The sequence below is a fragment of the Marseilla massiliensis genome (assembly GCF_023336985.1).
GTDB lineage: Bacteria > Bacteroidota > Bacteroidia > Bacteroidales > Bacteroidaceae > Prevotella > Prevotella intestinigallinarum.
Map to the genome: position 1 here is coordinate 176,680 of NZ_JAMBLP010000004.1, position 18,810 is coordinate 195,489.

Here is an 18,810-nt window from a genome sequence, read left to right on the forward strand (position 1 = left end):
TAATTTTTTATGGTAAAGTAGGAAGCGGGCTGTGAAGTTCGCTTCTTTTTTTGTTTAAGTCGCGATTAATTATTAACTTTGTGGCGCATAAGCCACAGTCCGGCTGGTTGCGTGGTGAGGGCCGCCGGCAGGGTGGCAGTGGCACCGGTGCAAGGAAACTAATCAACAACTAATAAACAACAGTTATGAAATTCAGACTCGCAATGACAATGACGTTGGCGCTTGCGTGCGTTGCGTCGAACGCCAAGAAGAAGGCAGTGCAGCTCTTTCCCGACGGTACGCCGATACCGGAATGGTTCAGCGACACCACCAAGGTCGACGTGGCCAAGCTCGGAAAGCAGTATGTCATCACCGACTATGGGGTGAAGCCCGATTCGACCATCATCCAGACAGAGCAGATACAGGCCGTCATCGACAAGGCAGCCGCCTCGGGTGGCGGTGTGATAGTGATTCCGCAGGGCACGTTCCTGAGCGGTTCGCTCTTCTTCAAGCAGGGAACCCACCTCTATCTTCGCTCCGGCGCCACCCTGAAAGGCAGCGACCGCATACGCAACTTCAAGCTCGTGAAGACCCGGATGGAGGGGCAGACGCTCAATTATTTTGCCGCATTGGTCAATGCCGACGGTGTCGACGGGTTTACAATAGCCGGGCATGGCACGATAAACGGCAACGGACGGAACTACTGGGAGGAGTTCTGGATTCGCCGGCAGTACAACCGCCAGTGCACAAACCTTGAGGCCATGCGCCCAAGGCTGGTCTACATATCAAACGCGAAGAACGTCACCGTGCAGGACGTTCACCTCATCAACAGCCCGTTCTGGACCAACCATCTGTACAAAAGCGAGAACATTCGCTATCTCGACTGCCATATCTATGCGCCGACAAGCGGCATAAAGGCCCCGAGCAGCGACGCCATCGACCTCGATGTGTGCAAGAACGTGCTCATACGCGGCTGCTACATGAGCGTAAACGACGACGCGGTGGTGCTCAAGGGCGGCAAGGGCACGTGGGCAGACAAAGACCCCGACAACGGCCCGTGCTCGAACATAATCATCGAAGACTGCACTTACGGCAAGGTGCATGGCTGCCTTACGCTTGGAAGCGAGTCGCTGCACGACCGCAACGTGATACTCCGCCGCTGCAAGATTACCGATGCCAACCGTGTGCTGTGGCTCAAGATGAGGCCCGATACGCCCCAGCATTACGAGTATGTGACGGTGGAAGACCTGACCGGAAACTGCTCGAGCTTCCTCGTTGTGCGCCCCTGGACACAGTTCTTCAAGCCCGAGAAGCGCGACGACATGCCCCTGTCTACATGCAACAACATCACGATAAGGAACATAAAGATGGATTGCAAGAACTTCTTCGACGTGGGCAAGTCGGACAAGTACCGCCTGAAGGACTTCACGTTTGAGGACTGTGACATCACCGACCAGAAGAAGGCGTTTGACAAGACGCTCATAGAGAACTGCGTGGTCGATGGGCTCAAGGTCAACGGAGAGGAGGTAAAGTGATTCTGATGCGCCCGCCCGCGCATGTTGTGGCAAGCGTACGTTTGGCCGGCTGTTGCCTTGCGTACGCTTGCTTGCATGATGGCGGGAGGCCAAGGGCCTGTGGCTCGCAAAATGGTATGACTATGATGAGACTTTTGTTGATTGCTTTGTTGATGGCTGCCGCTGCCGTCCGGGCTGTGGCGCAGCCGTATCTTGGCGAACGGCTCGGCCGTGGCATGGTTGGTATATGGTCGGGGTCGGCCATGTTCCTGAGCTGGCGCATGCTCCCCACCGACCCCGACACGATGGCGTTCGACGTATACAGGAGTGCCGGCGGGCGCGAGGTGAGGCTCAACAGTGAGCCCATTGTCGCCTCATCGTGTTTTGCCGACTCTTCGGCAGGGGCATGCGGCCCTGCCCGCTGGCGCCTGGTGAGCGGCGGACGTACACTGGCCGAGTGGGCTGTCGGCGCCGGCGAGCAGCCCCGGCCCTACATCAGTGTGCCCATATCCAGGCCACGGGGCGGAACGGTGGCAGGCGAGAGCTACACCTATTCGGCCAACGACTGCAGCGTGGGCGACCTTGACGGCGACGGCGAATATGAGATAGTGCTGAAGTGGAGCCCCTCAAACTCAAAGCGTCCGCCCCAGCGGGGATTCACCGGAAACACCATCCTCGACGCTTACAAGCTCGACGGCAGGCGGCTGTGGCGCATAGACCTCGGCGTGAACATACGCTCGGGCGAGTGCACAACCAACTTCCTCGTGTTTGATTTCGACGGCGACGGGCGCGCCGAACTGTGCTGCAAGACTGCCGACGGCACCGTCGACGGCACCGGCAGGGCCATCGGCGACCCGCTGGCCGACTGGCGCACGCACGACGAACAAAGCCCGACATACGGCAAGATTGTGCGAGGGCCTGAGTACCTCACGGTGTTCGAGGGGCTCACAGGGCGCGCGCTGTCGACAGCGGCATACATACCTACGCGCTATCCGCTCGATGGCTGGGGCGGGATTGGCGGCAACGGGGGCAACGACAGCACCGGGGGGCGCTCCGACAGGTTCACGGCCTGCGTGGCGTTCCTTGACGGCAAGCGCCCCTCGCCGGTGATGGTGCGCGGCTGGTACGGGCGAACGGTGGTGGCGGCATGGACTTTCGATGGCGACTCGCTGCGCAGCCTGTGGACGTTCGACAGCTCCGTGCCGGGGCTGCAACGCTTCTCCGGCATGGGCAACCACAATCTGTCGGTGGCCGACTTCGACGGCGACGGCTGCGATGAGGTGTGCGTCGGGGCCATGACGGTCGACAATGACGGCACCGGTCTCTACTCTACGGGGCTGCGCCATGGCGACGCCATGCATGTGGGCAGGCTCGTTGCAGGCCGCAGCGGGCTTCAGGTGTTTGGCGTGCATGAGAACGAAGGCAGGCGCGTGGCTTATCTTCAGACCCCCGCCGTGGCCATGTTCGACGGGGCGACGGGCCGGGTTATCTGGCAAGACGGGGCCGGACTCGACGCCGGCCGTGGCGTGGCAGCCGACATAGACCCGCGCTATCCCGGTGCCGAATGCTGGTGCTCGGTGGGCGGTTTGCGCCGCGGCGACACCGGACAGGCCATCAGCCGTAGCAAGCCGGGGCCCTGCAGCTTCATCATCTATTGGGATGCCGACCCGCTGTCTGAGCTGCTCGACCGCACCACCATCAGCAAGTGGGACTGGCAGCAGGAGCGGGTGCGCCCGCTGCTTGAGGCCGACGGTTGTGTATGGATAAACGGGTCAAAGGGCAATCCGTGCCTTTCGGCCGACATACTGGGCGACTGGCGCGAGGAGGTGGTGTGGCCCTCGGCCGACCAAAAGGAGCTCCGCATATACAGCACGGCCATACCTGCCTACAGCCGGCGCCCTTCGCTCATGACCGACCGCCAGTACCGGCTGTCTGTGGCATGGCAGAATGTGGGCTACAACCAGCCCCCTCACCTTAGCTTTGAGTTGAAGTGACGGTGCCGCTGGGCCCGGCATGTTTTTTTGGAAAGCCCTGATTAATGCTTAAAACAACATGAGACTGATTTCAATCCTGATGATGCTGTTGCCGGCTTGCATGCTGCATGCCGGGCAAGACAGCGTGTCCGGGCTTACACCCGGCGAGTTTGAAAAGTATTGGATGGTAGAGTCGGAGTCGCCGGACAGCAAGGTTTCGTTTTCCGGCGACACCATAGAGATTGTCGCCCCAAAGGGCCTTACGTTGTGGCGAAAGGCAAAGATGAGCGGCGACGTGACCATTGAGTATGACGCCTGCGTGGTGGTTGAGCGCGCAACCGACCGGCTCAGCGACCTGAATTGCTTCTGGATGGCGTCCGACCCCAAGCAGCCCGCCGACATCTCGGCGCGTGCCGGGTGGCGCAGAGGCATCTTTGCGCGGTGCTATACGCTGCAGCTCTACTACGTGGGATACGGCGGCAACCACAACAGGACTACCCGCTTCCGCCGTTACGACGGCAACGAGGCAGGGGTGACCGACAAGGCTGCCCGTCCGGCCATACTCAAAGAGTACACCGACACGGCCCACCTGCTGCGCCCCAACCACTGGTATCACGTGAGGCTCGAGGCCCATGGCGGCCGCGTCAGGTATTACATCGACGGGCAACTGCTGGTAGACTATGCCGACCCGCAGCCGTTGCGCGAGGGCTGGTTTGGCTTCCGCACAACGCTGTCGCGCACGCGCATGGCCAATTTCAGGTACACCGAGAGCCATCGGCCTTAGCCCCTCATGCCCCCTGGCTGGCGCTTGCGGCAGCCGCCTGCGGCCTGTTTTCGTGGCGATGTATGAATATTGCCATCGCGATGTAGCCCAGCAGCACCACCGGCGCGCCCACCAGGGCGGCATACCGGTAGGGCAGTCCGTGGTCCATGGGCAGTCCGCCGCAGAATGCCCCGAGCGCATTGCCGAGGTTGAAGGCCACCTGTATGGCCGCCCCGCCAAGCATCTCGCCTCCCGGGGCATGCTTCAGTATGAGGAATTGCAGCGGGCTGCTCACCGCGAAGAGCCCGGCCGTGCACACCACCATGAGCCCCGCCGTGAGCCATCCGTATTGTGCCAGGGCGAAGATGAGCAGCAGGGCAGCCACTACCACGGCCTGGGTGCACGCCGCCACGCGCCCTGGCGAGTAGCGGTCAGACAGCCGTCCGCTCGTCAGGTTGCCCACCACCATGCCGAAACCGGCAGCCACCATCAGCAGCGACATCGTTTCCGGCGGGAAGCCGCCTTCGGTTGTCATTAGCGGAGTGACGTAGCTGTACCAGCAGAATATGCCCCCGTTGCCAAGCATCGTGGCTGCGAGGATGAGCCAAGGGGCGCTGCTGCGCAGGAAGCGGAACTGCCCCTTGTACCCGTTGTCGGGCAGAGGGTCGATGTGGGGCACCCATTTCCAGATGTAATACAGCACGAGCAGGCTGAGCAATGCCACCAGCACAAACGGCACCCGCCACGATATGTTGCCGCTCAGGGCCGTGCTCAGCGGCACGCCAAACAGGTTGGCAATGGTCATCCCGGCCACCATTATCGACACGGCGCCCGTCTTGTGGCGCTCGTCGGCCAGCCTGATGGCCGCTATCGAGGCCACGCCGAAGTAGGCCCCGTGGGGCAATCCGGCTATGAAACGGGCGGCAAGCATCATCCCGTAGGTTGGCGAGACGGCGCAGAGCACCGCTCCCAGCAGCATCATGGCGGCCAGTACGAGCAGTATGCGCTTCGGACTGTACTTGTGGGCCACCGTCAGCAGCGGGGCGCCGCAGCACACTCCGATGGCGTAAGCCGAGATAAGGTGGCCTGCCTGGATGATTGTTATGCCCAGTCCGCGCGCTATATCGGGCAGGATGCCCATCATTACAAATTCCGTCATGCCCAGGGCTAAGGTGCCGAAGGCCAGTGCTATGAGTCCTTTTTTCATGATTTTTATGTTTGCCACATCCGTCCCGGCGGTGACGCGGGTGCCGCGTGGCCTTGACGGCGTGGCGCGGGCAACCCGTGCCTGTGGGCTGCAGGCCGGATGGTTTGGCTTGGTTTTGTTTTTGTGTAGTTGTATCCTGAATGCCGGTTCTTGGCCCTTTTGCCCGCGGGCCGCGCTGTGCCGGGCCGTGGGGTTGGGCATATATTGGTTTGTTTTGGCTGCAAAATTATATCTTTTTCGCCTATTACAGGCATCGGTGTCGGGTTAAATCGAGTTAAAATAATGGCCGAAGACATGGCGGAGGGGCTTTTTTCGTATCTTTGTATCAGCCTTTTGCCAATGGCATGCGCTCCGTGTCGCAATGAGGCCCCGGCCTTGGCGTCGGGCCAAACGGGCCATATTGCATTGCCAAACGGCCTGTTTGGGCGGCCAATACGGCCCGTTTGGCATAGCGATTCGGCCCGTTTTGCAATGTGCTGTGCGCCAGGGAGATGCGCAATGGCAAAGGCTGTGCATTAAGAACTACCACAAGATGAGACTGAGCCGTATCAAGAAAGCATTGGCACACGGAGTGCCCGTCATTGTGTTTATTGTCCTCGTGGGGTCGTCGGCCATGGCCAGCGTGGGCAGTTATTGCGCCACAGCCGACCTTGTTGAGGGCGACTTGCGCCGGGCTTTGGCCGACACCATAGCCGCCAAGGGCGCTTACTATGCAGCCAACGACACGATTAGGACATTCCGGGGGCTGCAGGCCGCTGCCGGGGGCAATGTGGTGATGAGGGTCGACGATGCCACCTTCCGCCGCAACATTGCCTCGGGGCGCTTGCGCGAGAGTGCCTACCTGCAGGTGAGCGTTGTGGGCGGGCCGGGCAGCGGCGTCGGGCCGGCGGTGGCCGGCGGTGGCGGCATAGCCACCGATGCGGTGGTGTTGCGCTCGGCCGACGGAGCTTCTGCCGTGGCGCTGCGCGGTTGTGCCGGTTGCTCGGCGGCGTCGGTGCTGGCCATGTCCGACCAGCGGCTGCCCCTGGCGCTGTTTGCCGCGGCCCTGCTGTGGGCTTTTGGTTGTGCGGCCGGCCGCAGGCGCGCCTCTTTAAGCCGGGCGCGTGCCGTGGCTTATGGCGGGCTTGAGCTCTCGGCCGACGGCGCCCTGTTTGTCGACGCTGCCGGCGAGCCCGTGCGGCTCACGCCCATGCAGCACCGTCTGCTGGCCATGTTCTTCGCTGCCGAGGGCCACAGCCTGTCGCACCGCGAGATATGCGACGCGCTCTGGCCTAAGAAACCCGATGCCTCCGACACGCTTTACACGCTGATAAGGCGGTTGCGCTGTGTGGTCGAACAGCGCAGCAGCCTGCGCATAGAGAGCGACCGCGGCAGGGCTTACAGGCTGACCGACAGGTAGTTGGCCCCATTGTCAGACTTGTGTCAGATTTCTGCCTGTGCGTTGTCAGGCAGATGTCGGCGCCATGTTTCTTTTCTTTTTCCTTTGCTTGCTATCTTTGCAATAGACTATCGTTGTGAAGATATGAAGGCATTTTTTATCATTGTTCTTTCCGTAGTGGCGGCTGCCTCGTGCATAGACATAGTGAGGCCGCGCACAAGGTTGAGGCCGTTTGCCGACGTTTTGCGCGAGCAGATGTACAAGGCCGACCTGCTCACCTACACCGACGGGCTGTTTGGGTATACCGTGGCCTATCCCGCCTGCTTCAGGCCCGACCGCAATGCGCCGTCGTCAGGCAAGGGCTATGCCCGCTTCTGCCATGAGAGCTGGACCAACATCAGCCTTGAGTGTTACGTGACGAGGGCCGTCGGGCCCGACAATACCGCCGTGTGCGACATTCGGCGAATGGGCCGCCTGCTGCATTCGAGGCCCAGGCCGGTCGGTGGCGGGGCCTACATACTGAGCGGCCCGCTCTATGAGGGGAGCGCAAGGATAAGCGGTTACCGCCATTACACCAAGTGTGTGCGCTCGGGCAAGCTGTGGTTTTGCTATGCCCTGAGCTATCCCGAGGAATACCGCGACAGCCTCGGGCGACTCTTTGCAATGATAGACCGCTGGCAGCCATGGGCCAAGCCGGCAGTGCAGAGAGGAGGCAGGGCATGGGGGTGAGGCTTGCGTTGGCAATGGCTCTGGCGCCGGTAGTGGCGGCCGGGGCACAAGAGGCCGACTCGCTATGGCTGCGCGAGGTAGTGGTCGAGGGGGCGCGGGTGGTGAGCAGGGCCGGCGGCGTGGCGATATACCCGGCGCAGTGGCAGAAAGAGGCGTCGGCATCGCTCTATGCAGTGCTGGCCAGGGCGGGCCTGAACGGCATCAGGGTGGACGAGGTTGGCAACACAATAACGCCGCTCGACAACCGTGGCGGAGTGGAGTTGAGGATAAATGGCGTCAAGGCTTCGGCCTACGACCTGCTTCAGGTTGCCCCGACCGACCTGCTGCGCATAGAGTATACCGATTCGCCGGGCGTGCGCCACGGGCGCGAGGTGGGGCGGGTGGTCAATTTCATTGTGCGCGTGCCGGTGGCAGGATATGGCGCCGGGGCGCGCCTTTCCAATGCCGTGACTGCCGCGGTGGGCCGCAACAGCGTGTATGCGAGGGCCAGCCGGGGCACGAGCCGGGTGAGCGTAGACTATGGCATGGGCTACACGAGGTTCGACGGGGCGCGCACCGAGGAGACGGCCCGCTACCTGATGCCCGGCAACACGCTGCGGACGATTGTCAGGAGCGACGCCGACGGACTGATGACAACACTTTCACACAGCGTGGGGCTCGCTTACAGCATGCGCCGCGACAGTGTGCTGGCCTTTCAGGCGAGGCTTCGCACCGACATTGAGCGCACGCCCCACAACGACAGCCGCCGCGTTGTGGCCGACGGTAACGTGGCATCCGGGGCGTCGATGCTGTCGGCCGAGCGCCGTGCCACGCCCGTGGCCGACGTGTTTCTCGATGCAAGCCTTGGCAGCAAGACACGGCTTACGGTGAGCGCGGCCGTCTCAATGGCCGACAGCCGGCGCGACTATTCTTACGACGAGGGCTCGCCATACGCTTACCATCTGCACGGGCGCAGCTACCGGCTCGACGCCGAGGCGGTGGCCGAGAGCCGGCCTGGGCCGTTCGTTGTGACGGCGGGCATGGTATGCTCGCAGCATTATGACGCCATTGACTATGGCGGCGACGTGGATGCCGCCGACCGTTCGCGCGTGTCAGACATTTATGGTTTCGCCCAACTGAAGGGCAGCCTGTGGCGTGTCGACTATGTTGCCGGCATAGGCCTGAGCACATATTACTTCCGCCGCAACGCCTCGGCGCACCGTTTCACGCTGCTCAGGCCTAAGCTGACGGTGCAGTGCCCGTTGACCATGGGGCTGAAGCTGAGCTACGACATAGAGCTGTCGGAGTATATGTCGCGCATGGCCGCCACCGGCAGCGCTGTCGTGAGAGTAAACAGCATGGAGGTCGAGGCGGGCAACCCGGGGCTCCGTCCATACCGCAGGGTGGAGCAGTCGCTGCGCCTTTCGTACGACGGCGTGCGGTTGTCTGCTTCGTTGCAGGGTTCTCTCAGGGTAAACCACGATTGCAACATGGAGCGTTACTCACGCCATGCGTATGCCGCGGGCAACGCGGTTTTTGTAAAGACGCAGGTCAACGACGGCCATTGCAGCATGCTGTCTGTGTCGGGCTATTGCCGGGCCGACATCATTGAGCGGCGCCTTTCGGTTGCGGCCAACGGCGGGGTTTACCGCTTCATCAACATCGGGGCCGACTACCGCCACTTCTATACGGCCTTCAACGGAGGGGTGTCGCTGGCCGCACACTTCGGCAAACTGACGCTCACGGCTGCTGCCGACAACGGATGGAGGTTTATGGAGGGCGAAAGGCGCGGCCAGCAGGGCGGTTCGGTCAGCATGACGGCATCTTGCCGGCTGGGCCGTTTCACTTTGGCAGCATATTGGCAGAACCCGTTTCGCAACACCATAATGTCTGAACGAACGGAGCTTGTGAACCGTTTCGTCGGCAAAAGCACCACGAGGCGCAATGGCAACCTTGGAAACCTGCTCGGCATCAGCGTAAGCTGGACAATGGGGAACGAACAAAATGAAAGGTAAAACTGTGGAAGGGTAAAGGGAGGAAAAGGCACAAGTAAAGGCATAGAGGCAAGGTGAAGTGATAAAGCAAAGCCGCCTTTGGCGCGGCTTTGCTGCCTTTCCACCATTTTGCCTTTATGCCTTTACGTGGGCCTTTTTGCCTTCAATATGCTTCTTCGTCGCCTTTTATCGCATTGGCGACGGTCTTGTAGATGATGTAAATGTCGAGCCAGATGCTCCAATGCTCTATGTAATAGATGTCGCCCTTGACGCGTCCTTCCATCTGGCAGAGCTCTTTCGTCTCGCCGCGGTAGCCCGTCACCTGGCTCCAGCCGGTAATCCCGGGCTTCACAAAGTGGCGCATCATGTACTTGTCTATCAGCTTCGAGTATTCTTCGGTGTGCTTCAGCATGTGCGGCCTGGGCCCCACGATGCTCATGTCGCCCTTGAGCACGTTGATGAACTGCGGCAGTTCGTCGATGTTTGTCTTGCGCATTATGTTGCCCCATTTGGTCTTCCGCGGGTCGTCCTTGGTGGCCTGGAGCGTGTCGGCCTGCGCGTTGACGCGCATCGAGCGGAACTTTATGCAGTAAAACTCCTCGCCGTTGATTCCGTTACGCTTCTGCCTGAAGAACACCGGGCCGGGCATGGTGAGCTTGGTAATGATGAACACGATGACAAACACTATCGGGAAGATGGTGCAAAGGAACGCCAGTGAGAACAGGATGTCGAACGTTCGCTTGATGGCACGGTTCTCCACTTTCTCCAGCGGGTCGCGGTAAAGGCTGAGGTAAGGCACGTTGCCCAGCATGTTGAAGTACATGCGGTGGTGCAGGTAGTTGCTTACGTTGGGCACACTGTAGAAGTGTACGAGGTGGTTGACGCAGTAATGTATTATCGGAATGATGTCGTCTTTGTGCCGAGACGTAAGGCAACAGTAAAGCTCATGCACCTCGCTGTGTTTCTGCAGGTAGCCCACCACGTCGTCGGGCGTTCCGAGGTAAGGGCAAGACTCGGGCATGTTGGATGCCCGCTCGTAGTCGAAGTAGCCCTCGACGGCGTATCCGAAGTAAGGCACGCTAACCATCTCGTCGTACAGCGCGCGTATGTTCTCTTTGCTTCCCAGCAGCACCGCGTGGTGCTTATGCTCCTCCTTGGTGCGGTAAGCCTTTACAATTCGGCGTATGGTGAGGCGGAATGTTGAAGCTACGATGAGCTGCGAGAGCAGGAAAAGGACAGACAGGTTGAGCGGAAGCAGGTAGAATCCGCCTATTTTGAGCAGTATGACGCTTGCTATGGTGAACACAATGATGTTGCGGAGCACGAGCAATGGCACCTGGAAGTCCTTGACGTTGCGTTTGTAGAGGATTACTCCTCCGTTGATGACGCATGAGAAATAGATGGCGGCCACGACTACAACCGACTGCATAAAGTCGTCTTCAAGGATGTGACCACTTACTTTGCAGAACATGCAATAGAGGGCAATGCATATCAGCACATCCCCCATGACGGTGAAAGCCGATAAGATGAGATTGTGGTGAATGTTCAATACCTTGTCATTCATAATGTAGTTTGCTCTTTCAACCTAATCGGTGGCAAATATAAACATGATTATCCGCAAAAAAGAATTTTCAATATTGAAATTTAAAAAAGTGGAAACAATTTCAAAAGAATGTAGCCTTTTTGAATTGTTTTTGAGTCATTCAGTAGGTTGTTGTTGCCTTTTTGCGTTGTATTGGTGACTATTGGCGAACAAGAGGACAGTTGTCGCGGTCTCTTCCATGGCCGAAGCCGGATGTCGGCCGTGGCAATTGTCCTCTTTGCCTGTGCTGTTGCAGTGGTGTGGGCAGCGCCGTCGCGTTGCCGGCCACGGGTGGCTTGCCCATGCCGGGCGTCAGTTTCTCGTCACCGAGAACGACTGTCTGTGGAATATGAATATAGGTATTATGCACCCAACCACCATGCCGAACATCACCAGCACGGTGAGCGATCCGTTGTGGAAGAAGCGTGCCACATATTCAGCCGTGTAGGTGTCGGGCAGCCTTACGATGTTAATCAGGTCGCGTATGGCCTTGTATGCAAACATGCCCGGCACCATAGGCAGCAGCGACGGGAAGGCGAAGCACTCTGCCGGGCAATGTATGCGCATGGCAAACGGCACGGCAAGCAGTCCGATGGTGAAGCCCGCCACGGTGGATGCCGTCACTTGGTCGAGCGGCATGGTGCCGTTGTGCATTAGGAAGTAGCGCACGCCGTGGCCTACGCAGGCCAGCAGGGCGCAGATGAGCAGTGCCTTGCGCGGTGGGTTGCTGATGATTGCGAAGCCTATGGCGGCCACGGCGGCAAACAGTCCGTCGGCTATGGTGGCCGACACTATGTCGGGCCGTGTCACCGAAGTGAACGTAGTGGGGTCTATGCCGAACAGAATCACCGTGCCCGAAAGGCCTATCGCTATGCAGATTATGAGCAGCAGGGCGTTGGTGAGCCTCGACAGGCCGTCGAGCACGTGGTTGTCAACGATGTCCATCACGCCGTTTATCAGCGGCACGCCGGGCACGAGGTAAAGCATCGACGTGCCAAGCGACATGTCTTCGGTGCCTCCGTGGAAGTAGATGTAGTCGGTGACGCCTATCATGGTCGACACAAAGGCGCAGGTGACGAACACCGCCAGGTGGTTGACCCCGCGCTTGGTGAGCTGCTGGCGGAGCAAGAAGCCCACGAAGGTGGCCACGAACACTATGGCCATTGACAAGGTGTTGCCGTCAAAAAGGCGGCAGAAGCAGGCGTTGGCCAGCGATACCAGCACGAGCACCAGCCACGGGCTCTCTCGCTTTTCGGTGGCTATCGACTTCAGCCTGGCCCACAGCTCATTGAGCGGCAGGCGGTCGTCGAAAGCGTTCCACGACAGTTGCGACAGCTTCATGTTCACTTTGAAGTTGAGCGGTATGCCCGGAGTCTTCTTGATGTATGTGTAAGTGTGGTTCCGCTCCTGGTCCTGCAGGGTGATGCTTATCGTCTTCGGGAAGATGAGCAGGCTCACGTGGTAGCCCATCGAGCGTGCCATGCGCACAGTGTTGAGCTGTATGCGCGATGTCTGTGCGCCCACGGCCATCAGTGTCGATGCGTATTCGGCAAGGAATAGCGTGGCTTCTTTCAGTTGCCTGTGGGTGTCTTGGTCTGTTGTCTGTTGCATTGTCCTGATACAATTTTTTATATTATGTCGTTTACTCTCGTAGGGGCTGTCGGCCCGTTGTGTAATTCTTTTTGGCCGCTATGGCCTTGCCTGACTTACGGCCTGTGCGCCAGTGGGTTGCGTTCCGGCCCGTTTCGTGTTGCCAAACGGCCGTTTTCATGCCCTGAAACGGCCTTTTCGGCAGGCCCGGACGGGCCGTATTGCGGTCGCGACCGGCGCCGGGGGTGGTGTCGGCGCAGCGTTTGTAAAAAATAATCTATGCCTCGTCGCGCCACCGGGCCGGCTGGCTCACCGGGCCGGACGTTGCGTTTCAGTGCCTTGCGCCCATGCCCACGGCCTGCCGCCGCGGGCGCCCCCGTGGGCAGAGCGGCTGCAAAATTATACAATTCCGGCCAAAACGCAAAATGTGCCAGGCGTTATTTTCATGTCGCCTTGCAATGGCGGCCATCGCCGATGGCGCATACATACATTATATATATGTATCGCTCGCGGGTGGCTACAGCCGTGCCGGTTTCGGAAAAAGGGGCGTGGCGTGCGCCGTTTGTTGCCAATGGCGCCATGGGCGCGGCAGCCCGGATGTCATGTTTCTGCCAGCTGACATGTGACAGATTGTCAGTGCGCAACCTTTGGCACGGTTTTGGCAACATAAAGGGTGACCGGCGCCGATGGCATGCGGCGCAGGCAAAAGGTAGAAACAACAATTTAAAAATAAACGAACTATGAACATTAGACCATTGGCAGACAGAGTGCTTGTACTCCCTGCACCAGCTGAAGAGAAGATTGGCGGTATCATCATCCCTGATACGGCAAAAGAGAAACCTTTGCATGGCACAATCGTTGCCACAGGCAAGGGTACGAAAGACGAAGAGATGGTTCTGAAGGAGGGCGACGAAGTGCTTTACGGCAAGTATTCCGGCACAGAGTTGGAGTACGACGGCACGAAGTACTTGATGATGCGCCAGAGCGATGTGCTCGCAGTCATAGAGAAATAACATAACAGCAAACGACATTTTTAAACTTGAAATATCATGGCAAAAGAGATAAAATTCGACGTAGAAGCCCGCGAGATGTTGAAGCAGGGCGTTGACCAGTTGGCAAACGCAGTGAAGGTGACGCTTGGACCGAAAGGCCGCAACGTGATCATCGAGAAGAAGTTTGGCGCTCCCCAGATTACCAAGGACGGCGTGACCGTTGCAAAGGAGGTGGAGCTCGAAGACCGTTTCGCAAACACCGGCGCGCAGCTCGTAAAGAGCGTGGCCAGCAAGACCGGCGACGATGCCGGCGACGGAACGACAACTGCAACCATACTCGCGCAGAGCATTGTCAACGTCGGGCTTAAGAACGTCACTGCAGGCGCCAACCCGATGGACCTCAAGCGAGGCATCGACAAGGCCGTGGGCGCTGTGGTGGCTTACATCAAGGAGCACGCCGAGAAGGTTGACGACAACTATGACAAGATTGAGCAGGTGGCCACGGTGTCTGCCAACAACGACCCAGAGATTGGAAAGCTCGTTGCCGATGCCATGCGCAAGGTGAGCAAGGACGGCGTGATCACCATCGAGGAGAGCAAGAGCCGCGACACTTACATCAATGTGGTCGAGGGAATGCAGTTTGACCGCGGCTACCTGAGCGGCTACTTCGTCACCGACGCCGACAAGATGGAGTGCGTGATGGAGAATCCTTACATCCTCATCTACGACAAGAAGATAAGCAACATCAAGGACTTCCTGCCAATCCTGCAGCCTGCCGCCGAGAGCGGACGCCCGCTGCTCGTCATCGCCGAGGACGTTGATTCGGAGGCACTGACCACTCTCGTGGTCAATCGTCTGCGTGGCGGGCTCAAGATTTGCGCCGTGAAGGCTCCCGGTTTCGGCGACCGCCGCAAGGCAATGCTTGAGGACATAGCCATCCTGACAGGCGGAGTCGTTATAAGCGAGGAGAAGGGATTGAAGCTTGAGCAGGCCACTCTCGAGATGCTCGGCACCTGCGACAAGGTGACTGTAACCAAGGACAACACCACCATCGTCAACGGAGCAGGCGACAAGCAGTGCATTGCCGACCGTGTGGCCCAGATAAAGAACGAGATTGCCAACACGACAAGCTCTTACGACAAGGAGAAACTGCAGGAGCGCCTGGCCAAGATATCCGGCGGCGTGGCAGTGCTCTATGTCGGAGCCAACAGCGAAGTTGAGATGAAGGAGAAGAAAGACCGCGTCGACGATGCTCTCTGCGCCACACGCGCTGCAATCGAGGAGGGCGTAGTGGCCGGCGGTGGCACTACATACATCCGCGCACTCGATGCCGTCAAGGACCTCAAGGGCGACAATGCCGACGAGCAGACGGGTATCAACATCGTTGAGCGCGCCATCGAGGAGCCGCTCCGCCAGATTGTTGCAAACGCTGGCGGCGAGGGAGCCGTGGTGGTACAGAAGGTTCGCGAGGGTGAAGGCGACTTCGGTTACAATGCCCGCACAGGCGTTTACGAAGACATGCGCAAGGCTGGCGTGATTGACCCGGCAAAGGTTTCGCGCGTCGCCCTTGAGAATGCCGCATCGATAGCAGGCATGTTCCTTACCACCGAATGCCTCATTGTTGACAAGCCCGAAGAGAAGCCCGCAATGCCGATGGGCGGCGGTGCCGGCATGGGCGGAATGATGTAATATTTGCAAACTGCAGATATCAAAGTGGAGGGCGTTTTGGTTAAAATGTCCTCCACTTCTTTTTAATCTGCGTTTTTATGCATTTTTTTCAGTATTTTGTTTTGAAGTGATTGATAAAGTGCTTACCTTTGTGTTGTCAAATACGTAATTAAATGATTAAGGATATTTTTTGATTTGTTTTAGTAGATTAGTTTTTAAGTAGTTTGTTTTTCGAAACCGAGTGTCGGGACGACAGTCGGTTTCTTTTTTGCCCATTCGTTTGCATTTGTTGGATTTATTGGTTACCTTTGCAGATGGCAAGCCATTGGCGTGCGCCCGGCCCTTGTCCGCCCGGCAGGAGGGTAATGGCGGGCGTGGAATTGACTTAACAACTAATCACCGTAAAAATGATAGCTAACAACAGAACACTGAGAACAGCAACATTGGCCGCATTGTTTCTTGCTGCGGTTGGGGTGCCTGCGCAAAAGCGCATAGGCGATTTCATCGAGTCACGTTCGTACAATGATGACAAGCGGGGCACCGAGCGTTCGCTCCAATACCGCCCCGACGGGCGCGACTTCGTGAGCGTCAACGGCAAGAACGAGTACACACGGGCTCTCTACGGGGGCTACACCGACTATCGCATCGAGACAAGCGACCGACCCATATTCGCCATATACAAGAAGCGCAACTACCGCAATGTGCGTTTCCGCGCCATCTATGATGGCCGTGAATACCCGCTCGAGGCCACCGAATGGTGTGAGGCACGCTATTCGGAGGGCTCGCGCCGATATGTGGTAAAAGACAAGTCGTGGGGCAATGCGGCCCTTTATATAGATGTGGTGGCGCTAGTCGACAGCGAGGGAGCGGTGTGGCAGTTCCGTGCCGAGGGCTTTGCAAAGCCGCTGAAGGTAAAGGCCTTGGTGTGCAACATAGCCGACAGGCGCCTCAGGCGCAACGGCGACATGGGCGCCGACAAGCCCGGATGCTTTGCCCCCGCCCCCAATGACGACGGCCTTGTCACCGCCGAGTGGGATGCAAGCGGCGAGAGCTATTTCACTGTAAGCGGCGTTGAGATAGCCAACACGCCCGCGGCAGAGGCAGCGGCGCAGTTCGGGGCGACCAAGGAACGCAACAGACTGATGGCCGCAAGGGTTGAGTTCAACACCCCCGACCCGTTTATCAACACCTTGGGCGGGGCGCTCGTGATGGCAGCCGACGGCGATTGGGACGGCCAGACCTGGCTCCATGGCTGCATAGGTTGGCGCATGCCGCTTGCCGGTTGGCGCGCCGGTTACCTTGGAGATGTGCTTGGCTGGAACGACAGGGCTGTCTCGCATTTCGACGCCTACGCAAAAAGCCAGGTGACAAACGTGCCTCCCACCATCCCGCACCCGTCGCAAGACCCGGGCAAGAACCTTGCCAGGGCAGAGAAGAAGTGGGGAACCCAGATGTACAGCAACGGCTATATATGCCGCAATCCGGAGCGTAACGACCAAATGCACCATTACGACATGAACCTAAACTACATCGATGAGCTGCTCTGGCACTTCTCTTATGACGCGGACACTGCCTACATGCGCAAGATGTGGCCGGTCATAAAGCTTCACCTCGAGTGGGAGAAGAGGAACTTCGATCCCGACAACGACGGTCTCTACGATGCCTACTGCTGCATCTGGGCGAGCGATGCACTGTACTACAACGGCGGCTCTGCCACGCATTCGTCGGCCTACAATTATCGCGGCAACCTGCTTGCGGCACGCATAGCAGAGATAATCGGTGAGGACGCGGAGCCCTACCGGGCCGAGTCCGAGCGCATACTCAAGGCAATGAACGAGCGGCTTTGGCTTGCCGACAAGGGGCATTGGGTGGAGTATGAAGACCGCATGGGTCTCGGGCGCAAGCATGAGAGCGCTGCCGTATGGTCGATATACACCCCCATCGATTGCGGTGCCGGGTCGCCTGAGCAGTTCTACAGGGCCACGCGCTACGTCGACCGCAACATCCCCCACATACCAGTCATTGCCGACGGAAAGCTGTATGGCTCCACCATATCAACCTCCAACTGGCTTCCTTACTCCTGGAGCATCAACAATGTTGCGGCTGCCGAGGTGATGCACACGGCCCTCGCATATTATGAGGCCGGCCGCAACGAAGCTGCCTTCATGCTTATGAAGGCCAATATCATGGACCAGATGTACATCGGGCAGAGCCCGGCCAACTTCGGCCAGGTTAGCTTTTACGATGCTGCCCGTGGCGAATGCTACCGCGACTTCGGCGATTGCATAGGCATATCGGCCCGTACGTTGCTGCAAGGCCTGTTCGGCATCGTGCCCGATGCGCTCAACGGGCGTTGCTTCATACGCCCGGGCTTCCCGCAGTCGTGGGACAGCGCTTCGGTGCGCACGCCCTACATGGAATACAGTTTCAAGCGTTCGGGCGACTCGTTGGTTTACGACATCACCCAGAACTTCACCCGTCCGTTGCGCATTGTCATCCGCCAGAACATTGGAGGGGGAAAATACAAGGAGATAACGGGCACTGCCGAGAAGCACCAGGTGATAAAGACCCCCATCCCGGCCATGCTCATCGAGCCGGCCATCGACGAGAACGTGCAGCACACTGTCGACCCCGTGGCATACGGGTTGGCCGAGCCCGACACCTCGGGCAAGTTCAGGAAGGTGAATATCGACAAGTTTTTCAACTCCGAGGTCGACGACATTTACAAGAACAAATATCTTTCCCCGCGCCCGCCATACACCTCACTTGAACTGCCAACGCAGGGTGTGGGCGAGTGGTGCCATCCCGACATGACTGCCGACGTCAACGACTCGGTGTTCCGCACGCTCATTGCCGACGGTGAGTTCAGCGTTGCCGGCGTGCCCTTCCGCACCCCGGCCGAAGGCCACAACATTGCCTACACGTCGCTATGGGACAACTATCCCGACAGCATAGAGATACCGTTGAAGGGCAAGGCCGCCTCGGCCTACCTGCTGATGGCCGGTTCCACCAACCACATGCAGAGCCGCATAGACAACGCATTGGTAATAGCCGAGTACAAGGACGGCACTTCTGACACGCTGCACCTGGTAAACCCCGACAACTGGTGCCCCATTGAGCAAGACTATTTTGTAGACGGCAAGGCCTTCTACACCACCGCCCCGCGTCCGTACCGCGTTGCCCTTGGCACAGGCATGGTTAGCCGCGACTTCGGTGCAGAGCTCAACATAAAGGAAGTCTACGGCCGTCCCATACCCGGTGGGGCTGCGCAGATGCTGCGTATGCCGCTCGACGGGCAGAAAAAACTCAAGTCGATAAAGCTCCGCACGTTGTCCAACGACGTGGTGGTAGGGCTGATGGGCGTGACGCTACAGTGACAACGGCCTGCGGGCCGCAATGCAACAACCGGGCTGCACCCTGCAAGGCGGGGGGCGGCCCGGTTGTTTTTGTTTGTGCGTGGGG

General features: G+C 58.9%; 11 protein-coding genes and 1 pseudogene. 9 read left to right on the top strand and 3 right to left on the bottom strand.

Annotated elements, in window-relative coordinates:
- Positions 1-185: 185 nt before the first annotated feature.
- From M3089_RS04840 to M3089_RS04850, 3 genes and pseudogenes are all read left to right on the top strand, one after another.
- Positions 186-1,514 (top strand): rhamnogalacturonidase, encoded by a 1,329-nt coding sequence (locus M3089_RS04840; RefSeq protein WP_249082062.1) that lies wholly within the window; start codon positions 186-188, stop codon positions 1,512-1,514.
- A 122-nt stretch (positions 1,515-1,636) separates the two neighbouring features.
- On the top strand, positions 1,637-3,487 hold the full coding sequence (locus M3089_RS04845) for a rhamnogalacturonan lyase (protein WP_249082063.1): 1,851 nt from the start codon (positions 1,637-1,639) through the stop codon (positions 3,485-3,487).
- 58 nt (positions 3,488-3,545) lie between these two features.
- Positions 3,546-4,229, top strand: a pseudogene (locus M3089_RS04850) (DUF6250 domain-containing protein); the annotation flags it as partial.
- Positions 4,230-4,254: 25 nt separating this feature from the next.
- Here the strand turns inward: M3089_RS04850 and araJ are convergent.
- Positions 4,255-5,436, bottom strand: a complete 1,182-nt coding sequence (araJ, locus tag M3089_RS04855; RefSeq protein WP_249082065.1) for an MFS transporter AraJ — start codon at positions 5,434-5,436, stop codon at positions 4,255-4,257.
- Between the two features lie 532 nt (positions 5,437-5,968).
- Between araJ and M3089_RS04860 the strand changes: the two genes are divergently transcribed.
- The 3 genes from M3089_RS04860 (at position 5,969) to M3089_RS04870 (ending at position 9,537) form a co-directional block, all read left to right on the top strand.
- The gene (locus M3089_RS04860; RefSeq protein WP_249082068.1) at positions 5,969-6,835 is read left to right on the top strand and encodes a winged helix-turn-helix domain-containing protein; all 867 of its coding nucleotides are present in this window, start codon (positions 5,969-5,971) and stop codon (positions 6,833-6,835) included.
- Positions 6,836-6,958: 123 nt separating this feature from the next.
- The gene (locus M3089_RS04865; protein WP_249082069.1) at positions 6,959-7,543 is read left to right on the top strand and encodes a hypothetical protein; all 585 of its coding nucleotides are present in this window, start codon (positions 6,959-6,961) and stop codon (positions 7,541-7,543) included.
- Positions 7,498-9,537 (top strand): TonB-dependent receptor, encoded by a 2,040-nt coding sequence (locus M3089_RS04870; protein ID WP_249082072.1) that lies wholly within the window; start codon positions 7,498-7,500, stop codon positions 9,535-9,537. The genes M3089_RS04865 and M3089_RS04870 overlap by 46 nt, the downstream gene beginning before the upstream one ends.
- A 142-nt stretch (positions 9,538-9,679) precedes the next feature.
- On the opposite strand, the gene M3089_RS04875 is transcribed toward M3089_RS04870, so the two are convergent.
- Together M3089_RS04875 and M3089_RS04880 are read right to left on the bottom strand one after the other, a co-directional pair.
- Positions 9,680-11,080, bottom strand: a complete 1,401-nt coding sequence (locus M3089_RS04875; protein WP_249082074.1) for an undecaprenyl-phosphate glucose phosphotransferase — start codon at positions 11,078-11,080, stop codon at positions 9,680-9,682.
- 330 nt (positions 11,081-11,410) lie between these two features.
- Positions 11,411-12,709 (bottom strand): threonine/serine exporter family protein, encoded by a 1,299-nt coding sequence (locus tag M3089_RS04880; RefSeq protein WP_205108906.1) that lies wholly within the window; start codon positions 12,707-12,709, stop codon positions 11,411-11,413.
- 719 nt (positions 12,710-13,428) lie between these two features.
- Between M3089_RS04880 and M3089_RS04885 the strand changes: the two genes are divergently transcribed.
- From M3089_RS04885 to M3089_RS04895, 3 genes are all read left to right on the top strand, one after another.
- Positions 13,429-13,701, top strand: a complete 273-nt coding sequence (locus M3089_RS04885) for a co-chaperone GroES (RefSeq protein ID WP_249082077.1) — start codon at positions 13,429-13,431, stop codon at positions 13,699-13,701.
- A gap of 36 nt (positions 13,702-13,737) precedes the next feature.
- Positions 13,738-15,369, top strand: a complete 1,632-nt coding sequence (groL, locus tag M3089_RS04890; RefSeq protein ID WP_205108902.1) for a chaperonin GroEL — start codon at positions 13,738-13,740, stop codon at positions 15,367-15,369.
- A gap of 386 nt (positions 15,370-15,755) precedes the next feature.
- Positions 15,756-18,725 carry a DUF4450 domain-containing protein gene (locus M3089_RS04895; protein WP_249082080.1) on the top strand — a complete coding sequence of 990 codons (2,970 nt, stop codon included), beginning with the start codon at positions 15,756-15,758 and terminating at the stop codon, positions 18,723-18,725.
- Positions 18,726-18,810: the final 85 nt, after the last annotated feature.